At 56.7% G+C, this 21150-nt stretch carries 24 protein-coding genes and 1 pseudogene; 8 read left to right on the forward strand and 17 right to left on the reverse strand.

Features of this window, described 5'->3' with window-relative positions:
• The first annotated feature begins 586 nt into the window (after positions 1 to 586).
• Both UCMB321_RS10255 and UCMB321_RS10260 read left to right on the forward strand, forming a co-directional pair.
• The gene (locus tag UCMB321_RS10255) at positions 587 to 814 is read left to right on the forward strand and encodes a hypothetical protein (protein WP_157015891.1); all 228 of its coding nucleotides are present in this window, start codon (positions 587 to 589) and stop codon (positions 812 to 814) included.
• Positions 815 to 865: 51 nt separating this feature from the next.
• Positions 866 to 1315: a hypothetical protein gene (locus UCMB321_RS10260; protein WP_040066116.1), complete on the forward strand. Its 450-nt coding sequence runs from the start codon at positions 866 to 868 to the stop codon at positions 1313 to 1315.
• A gap of 84 nt (positions 1316 to 1399) precedes the next feature.
• On the opposite strand, the gene UCMB321_RS10265 is transcribed toward UCMB321_RS10260, so the two are convergent.
• Positions 1400 to 1795 carry a hypothetical protein gene (locus UCMB321_RS10265; protein ID WP_040066118.1) on the reverse strand — a complete coding sequence of 132 codons (396 nt, stop codon included), beginning with the start codon at positions 1793 to 1795 and terminating at the stop codon, positions 1400 to 1402.
• A gap of 166 nt (positions 1796 to 1961) precedes the next feature.
• Here UCMB321_RS10265 and UCMB321_RS10270 point away from each other — a divergent pair, with 166 nt between their 5' ends.
• Positions 1962 to 2438: a hypothetical protein gene (locus UCMB321_RS10270; RefSeq protein WP_052451126.1), complete on the forward strand. Its 477-nt coding sequence runs from the start codon at positions 1962 to 1964 to the stop codon at positions 2436 to 2438.
• 271 nt (positions 2439 to 2709) lie between these two features.
• Here UCMB321_RS10270 and UCMB321_RS10275 read toward each other — a convergent pair whose 3' ends face one another.
• The 4 genes from UCMB321_RS10275 to UCMB321_RS10285 all read right to left on the reverse strand — a co-directional run bounded on the left by UCMB321_RS10275 (position 2710) and on the right by UCMB321_RS10285 (position 4629).
• Complete coding sequence (locus UCMB321_RS10275; protein ID WP_040066124.1) at positions 2710 to 3012, reverse strand: hypothetical protein; 303 nt, start codon at positions 3010 to 3012, stop codon at positions 2710 to 2712.
• A gap of 112 nt (positions 3013 to 3124) precedes the next feature.
• Positions 3125 to 3277 carry a hypothetical protein gene (locus tag UCMB321_RS30660; RefSeq protein ID WP_157015895.1) on the reverse strand — a complete coding sequence of 51 codons (153 nt, stop codon included), beginning with the start codon at positions 3275 to 3277 and terminating at the stop codon, positions 3125 to 3127.
• Between the two features lie 240 nt (positions 3278 to 3517).
• Positions 3518 to 4156 carry a hypothetical protein gene (locus tag UCMB321_RS31380; RefSeq protein ID WP_245220768.1) on the reverse strand — a complete coding sequence of 213 codons (639 nt, stop codon included), beginning with the start codon at positions 4154 to 4156 and terminating at the stop codon, positions 3518 to 3520.
• A gap of 185 nt (positions 4157 to 4341) precedes the next feature.
• Positions 4342 to 4629 carry a hypothetical protein gene (locus UCMB321_RS10285; RefSeq protein WP_040066128.1) on the reverse strand — a complete coding sequence of 96 codons (288 nt, stop codon included), beginning with the start codon at positions 4627 to 4629 and terminating at the stop codon, positions 4342 to 4344.
• Positions 4630 to 5202: 573 nt separating this feature from the next.
• Between UCMB321_RS10285 and UCMB321_RS10290 the strand changes: the two genes are divergently transcribed.
• The 4 genes from UCMB321_RS10290 to UCMB321_RS10305 all read left to right on the forward strand — a co-directional run bounded on the left by UCMB321_RS10290 (position 5203) and on the right by UCMB321_RS10305 (position 9062).
• Positions 5203 to 6456, forward strand: coding sequence for a DUF1173 family protein (locus UCMB321_RS10290; RefSeq protein ID WP_040066130.1), 1254 nt, complete (start codon positions 5203 to 5205; stop codon positions 6454 to 6456).
• Positions 6457 to 6603: 147 nt separating this feature from the next.
• Positions 6604 to 8250, forward strand: a complete 1647-nt coding sequence (locus UCMB321_RS10295) for a hypothetical protein (RefSeq protein ID WP_157015897.1) — start codon at positions 6604 to 6606, stop codon at positions 8248 to 8250.
• A 51-nt stretch (positions 8251 to 8301) separates the two neighbouring features.
• Positions 8302 to 8688 (forward strand): hypothetical protein, encoded by a 387-nt coding sequence (locus tag UCMB321_RS10300; RefSeq protein WP_245220769.1) that lies wholly within the window; start codon positions 8302 to 8304, stop codon positions 8686 to 8688.
• Positions 8689 to 8708: 20 nt separating this feature from the next.
• Positions 8709 to 9062 carry a hypothetical protein gene (locus UCMB321_RS10305; RefSeq protein ID WP_157015899.1) on the forward strand — a complete coding sequence of 118 codons (354 nt, stop codon included), beginning with the start codon at positions 8709 to 8711 and terminating at the stop codon, positions 9060 to 9062.
• A 153-nt stretch (positions 9063 to 9215) separates the two neighbouring features.
• On the opposite strand, the gene UCMB321_RS10310 is transcribed toward UCMB321_RS10305, so the two are convergent.
• From UCMB321_RS10310 to UCMB321_RS10360, 11 genes are all read right to left on the reverse strand, one after another.
• Positions 9216 to 9437 carry a hypothetical protein gene (locus UCMB321_RS10310; protein ID WP_040066141.1) on the reverse strand — a complete coding sequence of 74 codons (222 nt, stop codon included), beginning with the start codon at positions 9435 to 9437 and terminating at the stop codon, positions 9216 to 9218.
• 125 nt (positions 9438 to 9562) lie between these two features.
• Positions 9563 to 12385, reverse strand: coding sequence for a conjugative transfer ATPase (locus UCMB321_RS10315; protein WP_052451127.1), 2823 nt, complete (start codon positions 12383 to 12385; stop codon positions 9563 to 9565).
• Positions 12385 to 12804 carry a TIGR03751 family conjugal transfer lipoprotein gene (locus UCMB321_RS10320; RefSeq protein WP_040066146.1) on the reverse strand — a complete coding sequence of 140 codons (420 nt, stop codon included), beginning with the start codon at positions 12802 to 12804 and terminating at the stop codon, positions 12385 to 12387. The genes UCMB321_RS10315 and UCMB321_RS10320 overlap by 1 nt, the downstream gene beginning before the upstream one ends.
• Positions 12785 to 14257: a TIGR03752 family integrating conjugative element protein gene (locus UCMB321_RS10325; protein ID WP_040066147.1), complete on the reverse strand. Its 1473-nt coding sequence runs from the start codon at positions 14255 to 14257 to the stop codon at positions 12785 to 12787. The genes UCMB321_RS10320 and UCMB321_RS10325 overlap by 20 nt, the downstream gene beginning before the upstream one ends.
• A complete protein-coding gene (locus tag UCMB321_RS10330; RefSeq protein ID WP_052451128.1) occupies positions 14247 to 15152 on the reverse strand; it encodes a TIGR03749 family integrating conjugative element protein in 906 nt (301 codons plus the stop codon). Before UCMB321_RS10330 ends, UCMB321_RS10325 begins: the two co-directional genes overlap by 11 nt.
• A gap of 2 nt (positions 15153 to 15154) precedes the next feature.
• Entirely contained in the window at positions 15155 to 15832 is a 678-nt protein-coding gene (locus UCMB321_RS10335; RefSeq protein WP_040066150.1) for a PFL_4703 family integrating conjugative element protein, read from the reverse strand.
• Positions 15829 to 16233, reverse strand: a complete 405-nt coding sequence (locus UCMB321_RS10340) for a TIGR03750 family conjugal transfer protein (protein WP_040066152.1) — start codon at positions 16231 to 16233, stop codon at positions 15829 to 15831. The genes UCMB321_RS10335 and UCMB321_RS10340 overlap by 4 nt, the downstream gene beginning before the upstream one ends.
• A 12-nt stretch (positions 16234 to 16245) precedes the next feature.
• Entirely contained in the window at positions 16246 to 16608 is a 363-nt protein-coding gene (locus tag UCMB321_RS10345) for a TIGR03745 family integrating conjugative element membrane protein (RefSeq protein WP_040066155.1), read from the reverse strand.
• A 41-nt stretch (positions 16609 to 16649) separates the two neighbouring features.
• Entirely contained in the window at positions 16650 to 16889 is a 240-nt protein-coding gene (locus UCMB321_RS10350) for a TIGR03758 family integrating conjugative element protein (protein ID WP_052451129.1), read from the reverse strand.
• Positions 16886 to 17212 carry an integrative conjugative element protein, RAQPRD family gene (locus UCMB321_RS31720; protein ID WP_084614883.1) on the reverse strand — a complete coding sequence of 109 codons (327 nt, stop codon included), beginning with the start codon at positions 17210 to 17212 and terminating at the stop codon, positions 16886 to 16888. The genes UCMB321_RS10350 and UCMB321_RS31720 overlap by 4 nt, the downstream gene beginning before the upstream one ends.
• A 135-nt stretch (positions 17213 to 17347) precedes the next feature.
• Positions 17348 to 19852, reverse strand: coding sequence for an AAA family ATPase (locus UCMB321_RS10360; RefSeq protein WP_040066332.1), 2505 nt, complete (start codon positions 19850 to 19852; stop codon positions 17348 to 17350).
• A gap of 233 nt (positions 19853 to 20085) precedes the next feature.
• Between UCMB321_RS10360 and UCMB321_RS31725 the strand changes: the two are divergent.
• Positions 20086 to 20190 (forward strand): annotated as a pseudogene (locus UCMB321_RS31725) (hypothetical protein); the annotation flags it as partial.
• A 22-nt stretch (positions 20191 to 20212) separates the two neighbouring features.
• Here UCMB321_RS31725 and UCMB321_RS10365 read toward each other — a convergent pair.
• On the reverse strand, positions 20213 to 21103 hold the full coding sequence (locus UCMB321_RS10365) for a tyrosine-type recombinase/integrase (RefSeq protein ID WP_052451131.1): 891 nt from the start codon (positions 21101 to 21103) through the stop codon (positions 20213 to 20215).
• Positions 21104 to 21150: the final 47 nt, after the last annotated feature.

The raw sequence follows: 21150 nt of genomic DNA on the forward strand, positions 1-21150 counted from the left end.
TCGACGGCGAGGTCATCGGCAGCCTGCCTCTACAGCTGCAGGCGCTGATTGACCAGGTTGCAGTGCGCCGGGCACGTGCTCATCAACGGCCAGGCCAACGCATTTGTCCGCCTTGCGGATCGGCTTCGTATCCCGTTGGACCTGTCAGGTAGCGAGCAGGTTTTCGAGAGCAAAGCAGCCTGCATCGAGCCCCACACCAGTTAAGGGAAACGACGACGATGCTTGAACGTGACGTTGAAGTGAAATTGCCGGTCATCGACGGCCCCTGCAAGGGGCAACGAATGGCTCGACCAGGGGAGCAGTTCAGCTTTGAGGTGGCTAGCGTTCCAAGCAAAACGAAGGCTCAGGTCACCTACTGCTTACGTCGCCATCGGCTGCTTGGGTTGGTGTGGGCCACCCCTACCAACAAAAGCGTTTCAACTCTGCAAGCGATGTAGGAAAGTCCCGGAGGGCAAGATATGACCGAACCATACAAAGCGACGATCACCATTGCAATCATTTCCCCAACCCGTTCCCGCTGCGCATGCGCATTTTCATACGCGCAACGATCAAAGTCGCCGAAGGGAGAGCATTGAAGGGATACGTGATGAACGAGAACGCTTTCTGCCTCACGATTTTCCATGAGGGTGAGAGCTTCATCTTCAGTCGACATCCCATGCTGGAGAACGAGCACCAAAAGCAAGAACGAAGCCTCCTGACGGCACTCGGGTCAGGTGCCCGGGTCTTTTCCGTCTGGTACGACACCGAGTTTAGCGATGCCGACGGTGTAGCGATTGCTGGGACATTCATGTATGGAATGAAAGGGGCCACATAGCCAGAGAGCAGTCGGTGAGATTCTGGTGTGGAGCAACGACAGGTGGAACGCATGAAAATAGGAAAACCCAAGCGAATTCTCGACCCTTATGAGTGGTTACCTGGCTATGGGGAGTCGCGGGTTTCGTTTCGATCTGCTGGGTCAGACGTCGTGCTGGAGATCGAGTATGACGGTGCTGATATCGGCACTGATGGGCTGGAAGAAATACCTTCCTTAAAGCGAGAGCTCCGTTTCAAGGGCGCCCGAAGCTTTATGAAGACACCTTTTCCGGGGGAGGCAATGTTTGAGTTCTCCGGTAAATCGGATGCATGGAGCATGGGCGATTTGACGGAGTTTGAGGAGTCAGAATTCTTGGAGCGCACGACTGAGGCATGGCGATCGGTATCGAGCCATCAGCCACCGCTATTGAGGCATTTTTGTATTCTTTTTTTGTCGGAAAATTTAGCCTTCAATGTGTTGGCAGAAGACGTCATTTTGTCCGAGGCGCTTTCGGTCAGCTGAGTGGATACCCAAAGAGCCACGAGTCAGCTCATAGGGTAGTCACCGATCAAATCCGGGCGAAAAGAGTCACAACGATGGCGCGGGTCAGCTCCGGTCATCTAGGTGCTCAAGCAGGATTCGCTCGATCATCGGCTTTGTGTATTTCTCAGCGGGGCAAACCTCTATCGGATCGCTAATCCGTTTGAACTCACCGGCATCGAAAGCCAGGTAGATGGAAAGGGCGGGCTCCGGTGTTTCGCCATCGACGGCCAGTTGGGCGACAACGCCTTCCAGGCCATTCATAACCTGGATACAGAAATTGAAGTCGAGGGTCATCGCATCAAAGCCTTTCGCCACCGTGAGTGTGAGCTCGTTAACAAGCTGACAAGGGTCAATCTTTAGCCGTGCACAAATGGGCGTTATGTCGTTGAGGCTCAGCCCGGTTTCAGTTGCGTCAAGCATTAAACGGTGAAGGTCCGTCTTGCGATCATTCGTGGTCATTGCGATCCTCCCTGCTTAGAGCTGGAGATTGAGACACCAGGAGGTGCGCGTCTCTCAGATTTTTGTGGGCGCTGTCGATAAGTGTCGATTGTGTTTAAGCCAGCCTGAGCAGTCCAGTTCCTGTTGCCAGTCCGTGATGTGTTTATTTTTTGATGGAGCAGTGCATTTGAAAAAAGCCATGGTGGCCCTTTCCCTGTGTTTGACCTCCGGTTGTGTTGGGTTCTACCAGCAACCTCATGCAGAAGCTCCCCATGCGACGCTTGAAGCCATTCAAGGCGTTAATACGATGCTCGACGGCGGCGTCCAACAATATTGGGCGTACTACGATGTGGCGTGTACCGACACCTCTGAGACTGGTGTCCTTGGGGTTCGAAAAGGTGAGGCGACCGAGCAATTCTTGTTGATCCCGGATCGACGCATTTTTGTGCAGATGATGAGTTCGGGAGGATCGAAGAAAGACGGCGTTGTATCCCTTCGCAACTGCATCAATGTCAGTAGCTTCGTCCCTGCTGCCGGGCAGACCTACCAGATAATCCAAACGGTGCCATCGCGTGGCTGCCTCATGGAAATCTTCGAGAAGAATACGGGGCTTCCACCGCCATCTTTCGTCAGAGAGGAGGTTAAGAAAGGTTGTGGTCGGTAGGGGGAGTGTTCCCCGCATGGGCTGCATAGGTGGTGAAACAGGACGTGGCCGGTACCGACGTCTTGTTACGAGTGGGCCACCGATGAAGGTCGGGTGGCTGAAGTTGGTCTGCGGCGACGTCTCAGGCTGCATGGCACATCCGCTGACGCAACACGCCCAGTGCCACCACTAGCTCCTTGATGGCGCTGGTGGTGGAACTAAGAAGGGGAGAGAACTCGCTTTTCGTCTTACCAAAAATGGCAGGTTTGAGAAAATAACGCTTTTAACGAAGTCATTGGTACTCTTCAGGATCAAGTCGGTCTCGTATGTCCCAGTAATCGCGTAGCAAGCCGAACTCAGTGAGCAGAGGACTGGCATCGGGGTAAAAGTCGTTCTGGTGGTCCATTTCCGCTAGCTCAATGACGAGCTCATACACTGAATACCAAAGTTCCTCATCCAGAAAGTCATATGGGTCTGTATTGGGGGGATCCACGATGATGGGGAACTTTTGGTACAACCTTGTGTGAACGTTTGCTTGTGCGGCTAAAAGGCCGATTTTGATGAGCAACGGCAAGCGGTGCGGGTTACACAGCATGGTGACTCTCCAATGAGGAGGGGCACCCAGTCCACGCTGGGGACGTTGTGCCCCCAGGGTGGGAAATGAGCGTGACCCCGCAGGGTCAGCTCATAGGTTTCAAAAAGCCTGATCAGGCTTTAAAGGTTTCACGCTCACCTTTTTCTTCCTGCCATTGGATCAGAGCGGTGCTCAGCGCCATCACGCAGAGAAGAATCAGTACTACGTCACCGAGTAATATCCCTGCGACCAGCAAAAACAGGTTCAGTGCAAACAAGATTTTCATATTGAGTCCTTTCTTTAGCCATCAGTGTCACCCGACGGTGCCGTTCAGTTGCGGTCAGTCAGAACAGTGTTGAGGCGCCTGTGAGGGGGCCTGGGTCAATCAAACCGTTCGACGAGCGTTATCGTGAGCGTGCTGAACATCCGCAGTTCACAACGTGTGGCAAGGGGAAACCGTCTGCTCACCCAGGAAGGTGAGCAGACGGTCGGTGAGCCTCAGTCAGGCTGGGGCAGGAGAAATGAGTCAGTACTCATAGGGCAGCAGCACGGTGGTGACGCGCCTGTCCGCCTCGGTGATGATCCAGAGTCTTGTCTGGTCTCCGGCGTCTATGTTGTAGGCCGAGAGCAACCGGGTGCCGTTCTGCAGCGCCTGGGCGTTGCTCAGCTTGTCGTCCTCGTCCAACTCGCCCCAATCACCGGCGAGGTGCCGTTTCAGGTATGGAAGTATGTCCAGCAGCCCTTGTTGCTCAAGCTGACTGACACCTCGAGTCATCACCATTTGGCCGGGCTCAAAGAGCAGGCTTTGAGTGTGCCGAGCCGATTGAGTGTTTTCGCTCCTGAGCATGATCCGCAGCAGGGTCGGTACGTCATGATCTCGCTCGACGATCAGGCGCAGGCCCAGCCAGTGAAACTCATCCTGCAGATGCTGAGGTGGCAAGCGATAGAGGCCGAAGTCGTAGGTGTAACTGCAAAGGACCGACACCTCGGGCCGTTGAAGAATGGCTCGATAGCCGGCCCTGATGACTTCGGTCAGGCGTTGTTCAAACTCCATCCACTCAAAGGGATGTTCGGTGTATACGGCTTCCTGCCAGGTGCGTGCGCTGAGCACGACCGGCAGTTTGATCAGTTGCTGTTGCAGCGGGGTGAGGGCATTCAGTTGCATGGGATCTCTCCAAAAAAGCCCAACACGGAGAGACACTGCACCCGTACGGGGGAGTGTTCCCCGCATGGGCTGAATAGGTGATGAATCAGGGCGTGGCCGGTGCCGACGCCTTGTTACGAATGGGCCACCGGTGAAGGCCGGATGGCTGAAGGTTGATACCGTGGCTCAAACCAAGAAGACCTGGTCTATACGCCAATCATGCTTCGGATAAAGGGCGTCGCCACGCAGAGGAACGTCACACCGTTACCCCATTGCAGGATTCGGGTGGACGCCCGTTGGTCCTTGAGTTCAGCCCTCAGCTCAATGCCTAAGTTTGTGATGGCCTGTGTCAAATGAGTCTCGACCTGCTTGAGGTCAGTTTTTGATGCCAGTTTTTCCACTTCGGCCTCCCAAGCGTGTACCACCGCTTTGGCTTTGTCGGGGTGAACGTTGGCGGTTGTCAACGCGTCGTAGATCGTTATCGCAAGTGTCATGTTGTCTCCTGTACGGAAAGCCGATCAGGAGACCCACCAGACGGTGGATTTCCGTCACGGTGGGGTTGAGGCATTCGGTCGACGAGGGTTTCGTCGATTGTTCGCGCTTCCGAATGCTGAGCGAACTACTGATGACCCATGAGCTTGAAAGCCCACCGTAGCCTTGAAGGTCCTGGCTACCTGGGAAGGTGCTGCCAACGACAGCGAACCAGCCCAGATAATCGATCCAAACCCACTGGATGGGATAGTCGGACGTTTCCTCGGATTGAGTGGTCTCCTGCCTAGTGTTTTGAGCTCCAGTGATCCTGGGCGCCGGGATACAGGGCTCCCTAGGGGACCACTGACCGAGAGGTATCCAGTTAGCCCCCTTTCATTCAGTGACAACTTTGGCCTTGGTGGTCAACGTGCGCTCGAACATGATGAAAGGCCCGGCGCGTCTGGGTGATGTCAATGCAGGGTAGGGGGCAGGGGGCGTGAAACTACCCTCGCGGATTTGCTCAGGCCCCTGCTCGAGAACGCTGACACTTAGGACAACGGTCCATCACGAAGGGCCTGCACAAGGAGAGTGTTTCCATGCTCAATGAGCGCTTTACGGTCGTGATCGACGGCCAACCCTTCTCGAGGCTATTTCAAACGGACGATCAGTTCGCCAAGGGCTGGAAGTCTGTGCTGGAGAAGGCCTACGGCCGCACCCACGCCATGTGCCGTTGCCCGGGCAAGGGTGAGCGCAAGCTGGCCATCAAACGCCGGGAAACAACCGATGACTTCCACCTGGCCCGGTTCGCCGGCACGGGCCCCGAGCACGCCAACGAATGCCGCTTCTACGCGCCAGCACCCGAGCGGTCAGGCATGCAGGGCTATGAGAGCGGCGTGGTCGAGGAGGGCGATGACGGCACCTTGCGTGTACGTCTGGCGAGGGGCCTGCTTGAGCAAGCGGCGAAGGGTGAGCGTGCCGATAAGGGCGTGGGCATTCACAAACCTGCGGCGAGCCTCCGCAAACCGGCGATGACTCTGCTCGGGCTATTGCACTTGCTGTGGCAAGAGGCGCGGCTGAACGTCTGGTACCCGGCGATGGAGGGTAAGAGAACCAGTGGGTTGGTCCATAGCGCTCTGCGTCAAACCGGGAGCCGGATCAAGGTCGGGCGCATGACGCTGAGCGACGTGTTATTGGTCAGTGCCACCCCTCGTTCCAAAGCTGAAGTCTCCAACGAAGGTGTGGTGCTGGACGCGATCCAACGTAACCGTCGAGTGATTGCGGTCTCGCCCTTGGCGCGCTTTGACAAGGGCAAGCACGACGGGGGAATCACCAAGCTGCCGCTGGCAGGTCCCTTTGGCATGCCCTACCTCAGTATGCCCACCGAGGTCTGGCAGGACACCGAGAGGCGATTCAAGCAGGAGTTCGCGGCCTGGAAGCGCGGAGAGCGGGTCATGGCAATAGCTCAGCTTAACGTGGAAACGGGTAACCCCGGTGCTCGTGCCCAGGTGCTCGACCTGGCTCTGATGCATGTCAGTGAGCGTTGGATACCGCTGGACTCCGATTATGAATCCACCCTGGAGGCCAAGCTATTCGCCGCCGGCCGCCGCTTCGAGAAACCCCTTCGCTACGACGCCGAGGAGTGCGAGTTTTTCCCGGACTTCTGGCTTTTGGACATGAAGCAGGATTTTCCTCTGGAGGTCTTCGGGATGAGCACGCCCGAGTACCTGGCGCAGAAAGCCCGGAAAACCCAGTGGTACGACCGTGTCTACGGAGTTGAGGGTTGGTGGAGCTGGAACGTGGCAGAGGATCCGACGGGGCAACGTATGAATGAGTTGCCTTGCTTGGATTAGCTCTGGCCGCCGATGAGGATTTGGGAGTTTTACTTGATAACCGATGGTGATAGGTAGGCATCTTTGCGTTAGTATTAAACGGCCACTATTTGGGCCTTTCATCAGGATGTAATTTCAAACATGCGCGCGTCCCCTTTGTCTAATGCCATGACCCTTTTCTATAGTGTGCAAGCGGCTTTGCGTACGGCTTCTGATGAGGTTTTATCGAGCTTACAGCGGTCCAAAGAACAACTGCAGCTCATGCCCAGAATGCAGAAAACTAGCGAAGAAAAAGAGCGAGCAAGCACTCTGCGTCCATTTGAAGTTGAGGTGCAAAACGCAGAACAAGCCCTGCAACGGATCAAGGATGATGGGAAGTGGGGGCAGCCTTTGGCATGGCGCAATGCGGCGAAAGTGGTTAAGACGGCTGAGAAAGCGCTAGAAAAACAGCAACTTCACGTCAGCTCTCCTGTTGCACTAGAAAACCGAATGCGGCGAGTGGAGGAACACAACAGCAAGGCCGATGATCGAGCGCTTAAAGTTGACAAACTGGAAAGGGATATTGCCGACGCCAGCACATGGATCGAAACTGGGCGAAGACTGCGGACGCAACTGGATGCTCTGGGCGATACGTTGCTACGTGATGGTTGGGTACATGGTGATACGCTGACTGTGCTGGATAGTCTATTGCAACAACTCAAACGGCGGGATGTGAATACCGCTGAGCAGATCGCGAAAAATCTTATCTTTCAAAAAAAGCCTTCTCCTGACGTGATCACACAATGGGGCCAGGAGACTGGAGAGCTACTCAGTATTGCGCGCGCGGAGGGCAGCGTCGGATTCACGGCGCTGGCGTCGTTTACTCCCGTAGTAACCAGCGCTGTTGATCTGGCGCTCAGGAACTGCATGCCGCGTGTTCGGTCATCAGTGATGCAAGACCGGGAGCCGGCTGATCGTTGGTATCACCTAGCGCATCAGATGACTACACCTGAACTTTTCATACATTCAGTGCAATGGGCGTTTTATTGGGCAGGCTTTCAACATGCCCAAGAGTTCTCCAAGGACCTATCACAGGCAAGCGCTCACGAGGAACACTCGTCGGGGAGTTTTTTGAAGAGTTTTCGTTCGGAGTTTGAGCGATGGGCGGGGGCAAAAATCAACGCCATGGGGTATCCAGGCGTGAAGTCATTTTTTGGCACCTTGGCGCTGGGTGGAACCACGGCAGAAGCTCACTTAGGGGCGGACTTCGGCATTATTGTGGACATCGAGGTTGGTGGGCTAGTTGTGCGTAAGGTTGCCTTGTTGCAGGGCAAAGTTAGCAACAATGGGAGGGCCGACATCGGAAGTGAACCGAGTGGCCCAAATAAGTTGACCCAACTGCAGAAGCTCAATGATCCACAGCAAGACTTCTATGTGTTTTACCACCGAGCTCAGCGACACGCGAGTTTCCCTTGGCCCACAGTCACTCGGGCTAGTGCATTGGTTACACCTACTACTGATTTGCTGGCCAAGTCGATTTCTGTGTCAACGCGTGAGAGTGGGTGGGACTGGGCTTCTTTTGTTGCTTTTGGCTTGTGCAGTGCTACCAGCGGAATAGGGCGTTTGTTAGGGGAGCATGAAGATGCACTGGCCGTCTTAAGCAAGGGCGACCGCAATTTGTTGCCTAGTCGGTTGATCTTTGTGACGGCTGGTGGTGGGGATCGCAGTCTTGAGCTTCGGAATCGAGTGAAAAATCATTACTCCATGGAGGGCACAAGTTATCAGCGGTCGATGAAGGCTGGTGGTGGCTCTGACATGCAGATGCGTATGAGGTAGTGGTAGGTTAGCTGCTTAACGTTAGGTGTCCAATTCTTTGGGTGATATGAAGTGAAACTGACTTTGTTTTGGGGTGGATCAGTCGGAGACCTTTCGCCCAGTTGTCGTTCAAATGTTATCAATAGAGAGGGTGTTAGCCCGCTTGCTTGTCTTTTAACTGATGATGGAGGACTGAGTCTTCCAGATACCTTGGCATGGCTGGATGAAGGTGTGGACCAGGTCAGATCGGTTAAGGAGCTCAAGACGGGTTTAGCACAGTGGGATCGAGAGTCTTGGGGGGCTGAGTTATCGAAATCTCAGGTGAAAATCCACTCGCTTTACGATGAAGAGTATTTTGAGATAATTACTCTTGACTCATTTGAGAGGGCTTTGTTGGCATGGAAAGCATTTGTCCAACTGGAACCGGAGGCGGGATTGTTTCTGGAAGTTGAAATATAAATTACTGTTTGACAGGGTGTGTGGTCGCTTTGGCAGGTACTATATTCGTTAAGGAGGGTGTCGGTATTCCTTTGAGCAGTGTTGCGTTCAATGCGGTTGTCGAGTTTTCTCGACCATTCTTTGAGGGCGGTGATGGTGCTTATCTGAAGGAAATATATGCCCCTTTGGATGAAGGTGGGATGGATATGATCTCCATTTCAGAACAGGGCGTTGAAGGTTTCAATGCTTACTATAAGGGCGCGCGAAAAGCTTATGATCAATGCCTTCGTGAGGGGCGATGTGGAGGGCTTGGAAAGCAGTATTTTGATATGGTGTTTGACGCATGGAGAGAATTGATTGAGTTACTCGAAGCGGATGAGCGGTTTTTGAAATGAAACAGCATTGAGAACAGTTGTGCTCAAAATTCCCATAAGAACAGGGAGGGGCTGACTCCTCCGCCCTAGTCGCTGACGGTTGCGGAGAGGCTGCGAACACGCCTGAACCTATTCTGCGGGTTCTAAGGTACTCCGTTTTCGGTCGGAAGCTGCTTACTCATCATCGTCGTCCGCGTCGCTCCGTGAGGTGGCAATTTCCTCGACATATTCCTCGCAGCCTTCGTTGAATGAGGGAGAGGGGGTATTACAATAAGCGACGTCGTCGATGTCGTTCTCTGCCGCCCACGCGTATCCGGCGTCATGCCCTTCTCCAGCCAGGACGGTGAACGGTGATGCGCTCAGCATCAGTGCGAAGGCGATCGTTCTCAAGTCCATTTGCGAATCTCCATGTGCGAGGCGTTGAGGGTTGTATAGCGCCATGAAATACACGGTTTCTGCCAGAAAAATAGTGAGACGTCCTTAAGTAAACGCTAAGAATAGCGTCTTGCAGTCGGTCTGTTTTATTCCTGGACCTGATCACTAGCCATGACTGAGCTTGAAATCCCGCGCTTTTTATCAATCCGCTGCGCCACGGCTATCGCGGCGTCCAACTCGCTGATGCCGTGCGCCTTCATCAGCGCGAACCGCTCGGCTTTTTCCTCCGGCTCTGTCATCGCCGTGGCCAGGTAGAGACTCGGCGGCACCGCCCGAAACAGCACCTCCATCGACTTCGACAAGATCACCCCTTCTGTAAATTTCCCGGACTCCTTCCTCGCCGACAGCATCAAGGCTTTCTGCGCCTCGGTGAGCGCCCGAAACCGCGCAATCTTGTTGACCTCATCCGGCGGCATGCTCAGACAGATCCACCACTCGATCATGTTCAACATGGGCTCGGCGGCCTTGGGCAGGTCATCGATGTTCTGAGTAGCGAGCCAGAACCAGATCCCGAGCTTGCGCCACATCTTCGTGCTCTTGACCACGTAGGGCGCCAGCAATGGGTTCTTGGTGATGATGTGGCCTTCGTCGGTAAGGTTGATGATGGGCCGGCCCAGCATTTGGTCTCGCTCGCCTATGTTGTTCACGGTGTTGATCAGCGAGATGTAGGCGATGGAGAGCTGGGCGTTGTAGCCCTCGCGGGCGTAGGTGGCCAGGTCCACCAGCGTGATATCGACTTCCGGCCAGGGCGTACCGTCGCGGTTGAACAACTCACCCTCGGCGCCCTGGCAGAACATGTCCATGGCATCGGCCATTTCCAGTAGACGTAGGCGCCGCAGCTCTGGCAGGTGGGTGTCATTACCCATGTCCCGCAGGGCGTCACGCACGTCCTGGGTCAGCACGGTTCTGTGTTGGTCCACGCAGGTGTGAGCGGCATTGAGGATGCACTGACGTATCAGGCTGCGATCCGCGCGGGTCAGGCGCTGCTCTTCCTTGTCTTCACCGCCGGTGATCATCAGGCGAGCGGTGATCTCCAGTTCACCCAGGACATCACGCTCATCGTCCTCCTTGGACTCGGCCTCATCCAGATCCTCGGTATCCAGCATCATGACGCGGTCGGGTGTCGCCACCAGTCGGTAGGCATCGGCGAAGGGCGCCAGGCTCACACCAGAGCCGGGCGCCAGCTTGACCCGATTGACCGTCAGCCCCAGGCGCTTAGCGAAGTCCGCAAACAGGCCAAAGCTGTTACCAGCCTCGGCAATGAATAACCGTGGCCGGTACAGCGCCGTGACCTGATTGAGGAGGTTGTTGAGGGTCGCTGACTTGCCGGCACCCGTCGGCCCGAACAGAAATAGGTGCGCGTTCATCTGCCGGTCCAGACGATTGAGGGGGTCGAAGGTGAGTGGGCCGCCACCGCGGTTGAAGAAGGTGAATCCAGGGTGCCCCGTGCCTTCACTGCGGCCCCAGACCGGCGCCAGGTTGGCCACGTGCTGCGCGAACATCAGTTGGGTGTACCACTCGCTCTGGCGCATCCCCGGATTGAACACGCACGGCAACCAACGCAGGTAACTGTTGAGCGGCGCCACTTCGTGCTCATCGCGCACCGGCTGAAGCCCGGTGTTGAGCATCACGTTGTGAAGCTGCAAGGTGCGACGGTCGAGCTCCTCGACGTCCTGACCCCTCAGGTAAAACGCCATCGCCCCTCGATACAGCTTGTGCGCGCTGCCCAGGTGCTTGCGCGCTTGATGCACGTCCGCGCGGGTCTGCTCGGAGGCCAGCGTGTCTCCGACTGACTTTTGCGCGAGGTGGTTGAGGTGGGATTCCAGTTGGTCCTGCGGGCAGATCACCAGGGTGATGCAGAGTACGGTGTCTTCGGGCATCTGATCGAAGAGGGCGTTGATGGCATCGCCCCCTTTGGGCGTTTCTCCGGTCAGGTGGCCAATGACTGGCGGCGTGCGCAGGCGATCGAGGACCACCACGCGATGGGGCTGCTCGTCGAAGTACCAGAGCCCCTGGTCCAGGTCCGAGCGAGGTTGCTCGAAGAATAGGCGCTGGGCGAAGTCAGTGCCACTGGCCAGCTCCAGGGCATCACCCGACGGGCCTTCGGGGTAGGACGCCAACTGATAGAAACGCTCACGGTCCGCCCGAGTTTCGCCCAGCAGGCGCGGGTGCGGGTTGAACCAACGCAGCAACCAACGATGAATCTGCGCACCGGTCATACGCTGGGTTTTGACACCAGCATTGCCCAGGCCCCCGAGCAGACGGTCGCAAACGCTGTTGAGAGCCTGTTCGTGGGTTTGGCCTCGACGTCCATCAGCGCCCTTGCTGCGCCGGTAGACCACCAGCCGCACTTTGCGCCGTTGGCCGCGCCAGGGCAGCTGGGTGACCACGGTGTCTTCAAACAGTCCCCCGGGTTTAGACAGCGACTCCAGGTGCTGGCTAAACATGCTTAGGTAGCACTCGGTAAAGGCTGTCCCTTGAGCGCGGGGCTGCACATAGTCCCTTAGGCTTTGCAGATAGCCGTCCCACTCAGTCTCATCTTGCGCGTAGAGCTGCACTACCCAAGGCTGCTGCTCCCGTTCGTCGAAGCTGTCCTGCAGGGCGTTTTCCAGGGCATCGCGCACTGTGCACAGCCAACTCGCTTCGCGGCCTTCGGTGCCAATCGGCGTCAGCTCGAAAAACGCCGCCACCGACTCACCGTCCTCCAGCAGCAGGCACTGGGTGTCGGGCAAATATTCGACCCAGGGCAGCAGGTCGACAAAGCTCGGCGTCACCGCGTACAGCGCCTGCTCATCGGCCCTCGTGGCGGGGCGCTTTCGGGGGCGACTCGCGGCGCCAGGCTCCGGCAGGCCGTAGGCCTTCAACTGTTCAACGTACTGCGCCCAGGGATCGGTCTTGTCCGTTTCCATCAGTAGGCCTCCGTGCGCTCGCCGGGCAGGGCGTACTGCACCCGCTGGTAGAAGGGGAAGACGGTGCTGTAGCCCGGCACCGGAACTGGGTCCGATCCCGCGAGATGCGGAAAGACGTACATCACGAGGTCTGGATTGGGCAGGCGCTTGAATTGGCTGTGGATCTCGTTGCGGGCGGTGCGGGTGTAGGCCAGTTGGTCGGTGGCGGTGTCATCCAGCGGTCGACGCAACGCCAGGCGGGCCTCTTGAAGGGGACGGCTCAGGGCGCCTTGAGGGGCAGGCCCGGCATGCTGATCCCAGAGATCGGTCATGGTCTGGGAACCGTGAGGGAGCAGGTCGCCCTTGTCAGTGGTGCAGCCGACGGTGAGCAGCGTGACCAGCCACAGGCAGGCTAGAGGGTTAATCGAGGGTCGAAGCATGGGGGCCTCCTGTTACATGCCGTACCTGGCGGCCGAGGGTTTCGTAGTCAATCTCCAGTTGCCGGTCCAGGTGCACAGCCACGGGCGCGCCGGGTTGCACGTAGATTGCGGCAAAGGCCTGGCCATAGAGCTTGTTCACCCAGTCACCAATGTCTTTCACGCCACCGGACAGAATGCTGTTCAGTGCCGAGGGACCGGCCCCGATCGCGGCTCCGCTAGGTGTGAGCACGGTGCTGGCGTCGGCCTTATCGGCTTCGAGCAGCTTGGCCACCCCGGCACCGGCGGCGGTGAGCAGGCTTTTGGTGCCCAGGTATTGCTGGGCGTTGGAGCGCCGCTCACCGGCAATGCACGGCACGCCATACGGATCGCTGAGCCAGCCGATGCCGCCCTGGATCTTGTTCAGCTGCGTTTGGCCGGTCTTGTTTGTGCCTTGGCGACTGGCCAGTTTTTGCGGGGCGGGAAGCGTGCGAATACGCCCGTCGTTGAACACAAAGGTCAGGCTGACAATCTGTCCACGCACGCAGGAGAGCGTCCAGTCCCCCGCAGCGGTACCACTGATCACCGCACCTGCCACATCCGGTAGATCGATGCCATTGGCGGTGAGGTTGTCCGGACCGATCAGCACCTTGAAGGGGTAGGGATCGTTCACCACACCGTCCACCGGCACCCGGCCAATCAGCGCGGTCATGGCGATGGATCCGGTGAGGGTGCTGTTCTCTGGCAGAGTGTAGACGGGCTTGGCTGCGGCTTTGTCGTCAGTGGTTTTGATGTTGCGGCCTACTGCACCGGTGTTGGCTTTGAGCGCCTTCTGGCCTTGGTGGATCGTGTCCTCAAAGGCCGTCGGAAAGCTGAAGCCCTTCGCCGGTTTGCCAGAGCCGGCCGGCAGTGGCTTGCCTTTGGCATCGACGGCGGTGGCGTCCTGGGGCTCGGTCCAGATGAGGTCGTCGTGAGTGCCTGAGAACGACGCTTCATCACCGGGCTCCAGGCCCAGACCAATAGGCAGGTCGGGGCCACCCTTGTTGAGAAACGAGGTCGAGAGCTGTTGCTTGAGGTCTTCCAGCAGGTTCTGGGTGTCCTGGGGACTCAGGCTCGAAGGGCCTTTGTGCGGCACCTTCTCCAGTTCTGTGCTCAGGGCTTTCTGGATACGCTGGTCGATGTCGCTATCGCGCTGACGCAGGCGAGCGTTTTCCTTCTGTTGGTCTTTGTTCTCCGTGAGCAAGGCCTTGAGCTCAGTGCGCATGGCCTTGGTCTGGGCCACCAACGTGGCCACGGTGTCTTGGGGCGTATCGCCGTCGATGCCGAGCAGTTTCATGTCCTCCGGAGTCAGAGTCTGCTTGGTGCTCCCGGCTTTGGGGGCCGGGACCTCCTTGGAGGAGCACATCTTGAGCACCCCGAAGACCACCAGCAGGATCAGGGGCAGGAGCAACCACTTGAGCAGGCCATTACTGGTCATGGTCGCCTCCGGGTACGGCGGGTACGGCAGAGACGGTGAGGGCGGTACTGGCATCCACCGGGCTGAGAGCCGGTGGCAGTGCTTGCGCCAAGCTCCGGCCATGGGTCACCAGGTAGACCACCGTGGTGTCGCTGGCCCGGCCGGTGGGCCCCAGGCGTGGGTGCTGGAAGGCGGCACTGACGAAGTCACCCCGCAGTTCGCGCGGGTCCAGTGCGATGGGCGTGAGGGCGCGGTTCTGCAGTTTGACGGCGCTGACGGTGTGGTCCTCTAACTGCCAGGCTCCCAGCCATTGGGCCGTGACCGGTTGCGTGGGCATCAGGTCCGTCAGGTCCAGGTCACGGCGCGATTTGACCGGCAATACACCGGGCAGGGGCTCGACCGTACGCAAGGGGGCGTAGAGGTTTTGCGCTGCGTAGCGAGTCAGGACCACCGGAATCGGCGTTTGCTGCGACGTGGGAGGGCTGTTCGCAGCGGTGAGAGCCGCCTCAGCCTTGGTGTCCGACGGGGACGTCTCGGTGGTATCGCCGTAGCTCTTGGACGAGCCAGAGGTTTTCACGATTTTGACGGGTTCGAGCGCGGGCTGCCCCTGGCCGTCGGTGGCCGTGATGTCGATCAGGATGATTTCGCCCGTGCGCACGTCTTGCAGGTGCAGGCGAGTCGGCTTGATCGGCGCATTCGCTCGCAGGTACAGCGTGCCGCCTGTGCTTTGGATACGCAGCGTGTCACCCAAAGAGCGAGGAACGCCGACTCTAACGTTCTGATCGATGAAGACGATGCGCTCCTGGTCGATGTACAACGGCACGGCCAGGGGCAACCGTTCCCAGGGCATGAGCTCGATGGCTTGGGCCGCCGTGCAGCTCAGCCAGAGGGGAAGGAGGAGGTTTAATCGACGCATGACTAGCTTCCTTGCATAGCAGTGGCGGGGCTGTGAGAGGGGACAGGGGCGGGCGGTGGGGTGATGCGTTGCGGTGCGCTGTCGTAGCAGTTCAGGGCCAGGCCAAAGGGGTTTTTCTCCGGATCGACGTCCAGGCGCACCACCTGAAGGGGGTAGTGCACGAAAGCCTGTTTGACCCGTTCCGAGCCGTAGAACTCCTCGGTCGCTAGGTCCAGGTTTACTACCCAGCGGTCCCGCCCCAGCACCTTGACCCGAAGTTCCGGGGCGTCGCCGTAGCCCCGGTCGGGCATCTCGAATACGCCTCGGGTCCGGCCGCGCAGCTCGCCGGCGATCTGGCGTTTCTGGGCGTCGCTTTCGAGTTGGGATTTGCACTGTGGCGTCAGGTAGGCCGAGAGCTTCTGAATGGCCCGCGGGTAGTTCTTCTCGCCATCAATAGGCCAACGGTTGAGCTGCTGGAAGATGTAGAAGCCAAAGGTGTACACCGACTCCGGTGCCACCTCCCACCATTTGCGGGTGCTGCCGGAGCGCAGGTCCGGAGGATTGTGGATGGTCAGGTTTCGGGGGGCGTCCCACCAACCCAGTCCCATGACCAAAGCCACCCCGAACAGCAACCCGCACCCGATACGCAGCGAGAGGAGGTGGGACTCCAGTCGGGCCACCTCGTTCTTGAAGCGGCTCATGGGCGTAGGCTCCGGCGGGTACTCCAGCGCCCTGAGCGCCTTACCAGGTCGGCGCCGCCGACCCAAGCCGTGAGCAGCTGCCAGCGTGTCGCGATGGAGTATTGCAGGTAACGGTACAGCCAGGTCTCGGGTTTACCGCGCTTGTGACGGCGCAGCAGTTTGCCGCCCACTATCAGGCCCAGGGCTGTGCACTTCACCAGTGTGGTGGGCGCCAGGGCGACGCTCTGAAACAGTATCGCAATGCCCAACCCTAGGCCCGCGCCGATCACCGCGCCCAAGACGACGGTGATCCACATCTCATCGGCCGTAAGCCCCAGCACAATGACCGGCTGACGATTGAGGCGTGACGGCAGAAACCGAAGGGTACCGTCGGGGAGGGTGTGATCCGAGTCTTGTGTCATGGCCTGTCCTCCTTACAGCACATCTGTGCCTTTGGTCAGCAGCCAGATGATGATCACCAGCAGCAGGGCACCCACGCCGCAGGTCAGCCCGAACTGACCCCAGGTCTTCTTGCCGTTTTGCACCTCTGAGTAGGTGGTGTAGGCGTGATAAGCCACACCACAGAAAGCGGCGGCCGCGATGGCCAGGGCGAGCAGGGAGACGATGTCGAAGGCATGGTCCTGCAGGGTCTGGATCATGCTGTCCGATTCGCCACGACTCGGGGCTTCCATTTCTGGAAGCGCCGCGAGGACCCAGCAGGACCACACGGCCGAGCAGGCCAAGGTGCTGCGCGAGAACAGGTGAGTGACGCGGTTCCATCCAAAACGATTTTTCATCAGGTGCCTCCAATGGCAGGGGTTGAAGCGAAAAAAGTGGATCAGTGCAGCAACAGAAAGGTCAGCAGCAGGTAGATCAACAACACCTTGGCGGTCAGGCCGGCGAACTTCCCCTGGGAAAGCTGGCCGCTGGCCCAACCCCGGTAACCGGTGACGAGGGCCCAGGCGGCGAAGATCAGCGCGCAGGCCAGGACCAGGCCGATCAGCAAGGTGGTGCTTTGTTGCGGGGTGAAGCCGCCCATGGCTTGAAAGGCGCTGAGCTGCGGCGCACTCATGCTCATGGGGACCTCCCGGTGGACCGGGTGTAGTGGCCGGTCAGCTCCGGTGGTGTACGGGGTTGGGCACGTGAGGGCGTGAGGTAGCCCTCAATGCCGCCGCGAACCTGCTCCAGGTCTGCGGAGAGGCGGGCGTAGTCAAAGGTGAAGCGCGCCTGGTCATCGGTGGGGAGGGCGGCACTGGCCTTCACCTGCCGTGTGACGGCCTCCAGTTGACGCAGTACCAGACTCAGTTGGGTGCGTTCGTGGGCCGTTGGCTCGGCCATCACCATGGGCACGGTGAGGCTTGCGACTAACGCAATACATCGAAGAGGTAGAGGGTAGGGCATGGGGGCAATCCGCTCGAAGAAGGTTCAACGAGCGTGCCGAAGGACGAGGCGGGCGACATCAAGAAAACAGGATTCGGTCCGTTTGGTTTTTTGCTGAGGCCGCTTCAGGGGAATAAAGTGTATGTTGGGCGTGGCTTAGAACGGAGGCTCGACGGTTTTTTCTGGAATGTCGGCGTCCTCAACGATACGGTATTCTCCTTTCGTTATTTTCTTGATGAAGTTTTTCTGTTTACACGTACCCAAAGCATTGGCCACTATACTGGTCCAATTTTTCAGATCCAGCGTTTGGAGGGACTTGAACCGATTGTACAGTTGCAGCGCGACCTCACTGGTGATCAGGGAACGGTTGGCTTCATAGGTGGCTATTCTCGATTGAACAAAGGCGAGCGCAGCACGGTAAATTATTTTTCCTGAGGGTAAAGGCATATCAAGGATTTTGTTTCTCTTTTTATGCTGTGAGGCGTAGAGGCGAGCTCCGGCAGCGGCCAGAGGAAAGGGTAGGTCCTCTAATGATCTGGACGGTTTTTTACTGTCGGAAAGGGTGCTGGATAGAATGCCGTCGTAAATTGATATTGTTTCAAGTATTATTTCGTCTGGTGAGTTTTGATGAGGCTTTTTTGGAGGTGTGCAAATGATGCAAGCTGCATCAATGTTACCTTTGAAAGGTGTGGTCGTACAGCAAGAATAACAGTACTTTAAGTCAAGTGCTAAAGTGAATGAGAGTGGCCCCTGCTCATTGTCAGGCTCTGATAGGTAGAGGCGTTTTCTTGAGTCTTTGTACCAAAATAGGACGGGCCACTCGTGTTCCAGTGTAAGGTAGTCGATCCACGTTTCAGCAAGCTCATTCTCTGGGTCGAACTCAATCATCCATGCTCCCCACCCTGGAGCCCAGCTGAGGTCGATGGAGAGAAGGTTTAAGCTATAGGTAGGTGTGCTTGCCGGGATTATATTGGTGGTGAGTGAATTGAATTGTGCGAGTTCAATGATCGGCTTGTTCTCTTTCTGAGAACGAACCGACTTCTGAAATGCACTATTTTCTTTCCAGATCAAAGGCTCAAGACTGAATAAAGAAATGCAGAGAGATGTGGCTCTTGAGTAGGCGCAAAATAATTCTGAGTCCGTCATGTGGTCAGCGCCGTAGATGATCACGGCCGGAGCTTCTAGGCCGCGAAATTTGGCAATATTTTCGTGCCTTATACCTTTGGAGTCCAGTAGCCGTCTTAGATCATATGACTGTAGTGAACTCAATAATACTCGGATTTCATGTTTGTCAAAGCCCTGCTCGAGTAGGTGGGCATGTATTTCGAATAGTTTGTTTAAGGGGGTTTCGGTTATTATTTCGGTAATGGTGTCCTTTTCAAATTCTCTGGGCGACGTAAGTTGGTGGTTGGGCGGCATGACATTGATTAAGTGCTCTGTCACAGCCTTTGGCATTCTTAACGCGATCGTGAGGAGAAAAGGAGATATTACGCCCAGCAGAGCCTGTAGTTCATTTAGCTTGGTTGTCCGAGGCTCAAAAGAGAAAACCTGTGTTTCATCGCAGAAACACGCAATGGGCTTGCTTTCGAACCAGTTGATGAGTGTTTTGCACCACTCGATGTCGAGTGCTTGCGCTTCATCGAGTATCAGAATGTCATAGCTTTCCATCAGGCCTTGGCTGATTGCATTTTGCAGGTCTGTGTTGCAGTCAGTCTTAAGCCAGTTTTGAGAAGCATTGTTTGATGTGTTGAGTTTTGTTTGAGCAGCTGAGCACAAGCCGTGCCAAGTAGAGACGTTGCATCTCTTGGTTTTTGGAAGTTGACTTTTGATGTGTGTCGCTAGTTGAGTGTTGAAGGTCACAAAGAGAATTCTTTTTCCTTCTAACAATAGCTTTCGAGCAACCTCAATACCGATGAGTGTTTTTCCTGTTCCAGGCCAGCCTGTGACCAGCATGCGCTCTCGATTGCAGACGGTTTGAACAACTTGGTTTTGCTCTTCCGTTAGACGAAGCCAGAGCTTGTTGTCATGGATCACCCTTTGCGCCCAGTTTGGAGTGCCGTCGTAGTTGTGGCACAAGGTTTCCATCAGCTCTTTAGTTTTTTGAGGCGATAAGTCGGGTGTGTTTAGTGCGATTTTCCAGTAGCACATGATCTCCTTGATTCGATCTGCCAGCGTAGGCATCTGCCCACGATCAATGAAAATTCGTTGAGGCGGGTCGATAGAGCAGTCAACCATTGCTGTGTTAATCATCGCTTCACCAAAATGGCTGTCTGGGAAAACGAAGGCATAGCCAATTCGTAGCCGCAATGACGGCTTGACCCCTAAGCATTTTGAAAGCCCGTGAGCGTTTCTGCGCGCTTGTTGTACCGGGTCAATGAACTCGTTGGATTTAATATGGACGAAGGTCGAATGGTCTATTCGATATCGGCCACTTTTTATCTCTAAGGTTAGTAACCCCAACATAGGATGTATCACTAAGAAATCGATCTCTCCCGTGGGGGCAGCTTTAGGGTCTATCTTTTTTACTTCTGACGAGATCCAAGGAAGGCTGTGAATAACCGTGAAGTCATCGGAGAGATTTTTTTTCAAGATCCAGTAAATGCTGGATTCCCCAAAGCTTTCTGTTTCGCGAGGTCCGTGAGATGGAATCATTCTTGCCATGAGATTGGAGGCTACTCCCTGTATGTCATCCTCCAATCATTCTTGGTAAGGTCCAAGGAGTCAAGTAAGCATAGTAATGAGGGAACTCACCACGACGCCCACGACGTCCAATTCGGCTGTAGTGAGGCTCCACTCGCAATGGGGTCACGGAAATGGTCCAAGCGACACATCTGGCTGCCTCGGTAAGTTGCGCCTCTGGCGACCCTGGGGTTTCCGAATGAGGCAAGGCAGCCACCCACGCTGCAATGGTGTTCTTCGACCTGTTCCGGCGGACAGTCAAAAGAGAGGGGTATCTAGCAGCCGCTAATGACCTTGCCAGAATAGCGAGGGTGGTCTGTGAGAAGTCCTACGGTGTGCAGCTCACGAGAGGCTCACGTATCGATACGCTCTACCTTCTACATCACGTTCGTCGTTGTACAAGTCGGTCATGCTGGCGTGTTTATGACCCAGGAGTGTTTGCGTATCGATCCCTTGCGTTCGATAAAGGCGTTCGGAGAGTGAGCGGATCTCATGGAACGTTGGCGGGGATCGCCAGGTTTTGCGTGAGAATGCTTCGTCACGACAGGCCGCAAAAGAGTGAGTCAGCATGGCCGTCACGTAGGGCTTTCCGTCACGCCGGGCAATAAACGTGTTGCCGTTGGGCTGCACCTCAAGGCACCGATCAATGGACTCTCCGACGCTCATGCCAATAGCGTCGAGCTTCAGCTCAAGCGGTATGGCGACGCAAGCCCCCGTTTTCTGCTGGGTGACGTGCAGGTGGCTGGCAAAGACATGGGGAGGCGCCATCACGGCCACATCGGCGCGGCGTTGCGCAGTGACCAAGGCCAGATTCAGGCAGTTGGCAAACCACGGCCTCTTCCAGGACTCTGCGACCTCACGAATTTTCAGAAAGTGCAGCAAGCTCAGGCGGGCACGTGAGGGTCGAGGTGCAGGTGCTTTAACCGGAGATAATGGGTTGGTGATGAGCAATCGACAGTAGACAGCCGCGTTGAAGAGCTCATTGGCCTCGATGTACACCCGCCGGGCAGCGAAAGGGCGGCCGCTGGCGGCGATGTTGTTGATTAACAGCTCAAGATCGCGAGGCAGGATTTGATGCAGAAGGCGATTTCCCAGCCCGAGGCGCAGGTGCCGTAGGTTATTGAGGCGGTCGCTGATTGTTCGAGGCTTGAGCGGGCGAGAGCGAATCAGCTCTTCCTGCAGATCGCACCACTGTGCGAGGGTCGGTGTACCGAATGAGGGATATTGGAACATGGCAGCTTCTCTCCATAATTGAAGTAAAAAGCTGCCTGTACGGCAGT

This window comes from Pseudomonas batumici (assembly GCF_000820515.1).
Classification (GTDB): Bacteria; Pseudomonadota; Gammaproteobacteria; order Pseudomonadales; family Pseudomonadaceae; genus Aquipseudomonas; species Aquipseudomonas batumici.

What these genes read in the sequence shown, in the direction of transcription:
- UCMB321_RS10295 (WP_157015897.1), top strand. Translation starts at nt 6,604, where the DNA reads ATGACCCTTTTCTATAGTGTGCAAGCGGCTTTGCGTACGGCTTCTGAT.
- UCMB321_RS10335 (WP_040066150.1), bottom strand. Translation starts at nt 15,832, where the DNA reads ATGAGCCGCTTCAAGAACGAGGTGGCCCGACTGGAGTCCCACCTCCTC.
- UCMB321_RS10330 (WP_052451128.1), bottom strand. Translation starts at nt 15,152, where the DNA reads ATGCGTCGATTAAACCTCCTCCTTCCCCTCTGGCTGAGCTGCACGGCG.
- UCMB321_RS10260 (WP_040066116.1), top strand. Translation starts at nt 866, where the DNA reads ATGAAAATAGGAAAACCCAAGCGAATTCTCGACCCTTATGAGTGGTTA.
- UCMB321_RS10360 (WP_040066332.1), bottom strand. Translation starts at nt 19,852, where the DNA reads ATGGCAAGAATGATTCCATCTCACGGACCTCGCGAAACAGAAAGCTTT.
- UCMB321_RS10285 (WP_040066128.1), bottom strand. Translation starts at nt 4,629, where the DNA reads ATGACACTTGCGATAACGATCTACGACGCGTTGACAACCGCCAACGTT.
- UCMB321_RS10275 (WP_040066124.1), bottom strand. Translation starts at nt 3,012, where the DNA reads ATGCTGTGTAACCCGCACCGCTTGCCGTTGCTCATCAAAATCGGCCTT.
- UCMB321_RS10340 (WP_040066152.1), bottom strand. Translation starts at nt 16,233, where the DNA reads ATGACACAAGACTCGGATCACACCCTCCCCGACGGTACCCTTCGGTTT.
- UCMB321_RS10365 (WP_052451131.1), bottom strand. Translation starts at nt 21,103, where the DNA reads ATGTTCCAATATCCCTCATTCGGTACACCGACCCTCGCACAGTGGTGC.
- UCMB321_RS10345 (WP_040066155.1), bottom strand. Translation starts at nt 16,608, where the DNA reads ATGAAAAATCGTTTTGGATGGAACCGCGTCACTCACCTGTTCTCGCGC.
- UCMB321_RS10310 (WP_040066141.1), bottom strand. Translation starts at nt 9,437, where the DNA reads ATGGACTTGAGAACGATCGCCTTCGCACTGATGCTGAGCGCATCACCG.
- UCMB321_RS10265 (WP_040066118.1), bottom strand. Translation starts at nt 1,795, where the DNA reads ATGACCACGAATGATCGCAAGACGGACCTTCACCGTTTAATGCTTGAC.
- UCMB321_RS10325 (WP_040066147.1), bottom strand. Translation starts at nt 14,257, where the DNA reads ATGACCAGTAATGGCCTGCTCAAGTGGTTGCTCCTGCCCCTGATCCTG.
- UCMB321_RS10315 (WP_052451127.1), bottom strand. Translation starts at nt 12,385, where the DNA reads ATGGAAACGGACAAGACCGATCCCTGGGCGCAGTACGTTGAACAGTTG.
- UCMB321_RS31380 (WP_245220768.1), bottom strand. Translation starts at nt 4,156, where the DNA reads ATGCAACTGAATGCCCTCACCCCGCTGCAACAGCAACTGATCAAACTG.
- UCMB321_RS10290 (WP_040066130.1), top strand. Translation starts at nt 5,203, where the DNA reads ATGCTCAATGAGCGCTTTACGGTCGTGATCGACGGCCAACCCTTCTCG.
- UCMB321_RS10350 (WP_052451129.1), bottom strand. Translation starts at nt 16,889, where the DNA reads ATGAGCATGAGTGCGCCGCAGCTCAGCGCCTTTCAAGCCATGGGCGGC.
- UCMB321_RS10320 (WP_040066146.1), bottom strand. Translation starts at nt 12,804, where the DNA reads ATGCTTCGACCCTCGATTAACCCTCTAGCCTGCCTGTGGCTGGTCACG.
- UCMB321_RS10255 (WP_157015891.1), top strand. Translation starts at nt 587, where the DNA reads ATGAACGAGAACGCTTTCTGCCTCACGATTTTCCATGAGGGTGAGAGC.
- UCMB321_RS30660 (WP_157015895.1), bottom strand. Translation starts at nt 3,277, where the DNA reads ATGAAAATCTTGTTTGCACTGAACCTGTTTTTGCTGGTCGCAGGGATA.
- UCMB321_RS31720 (WP_084614883.1), bottom strand. Translation starts at nt 17,212, where the DNA reads ATGCCCTACCCTCTACCTCTTCGATGTATTGCGTTAGTCGCAAGCCTC.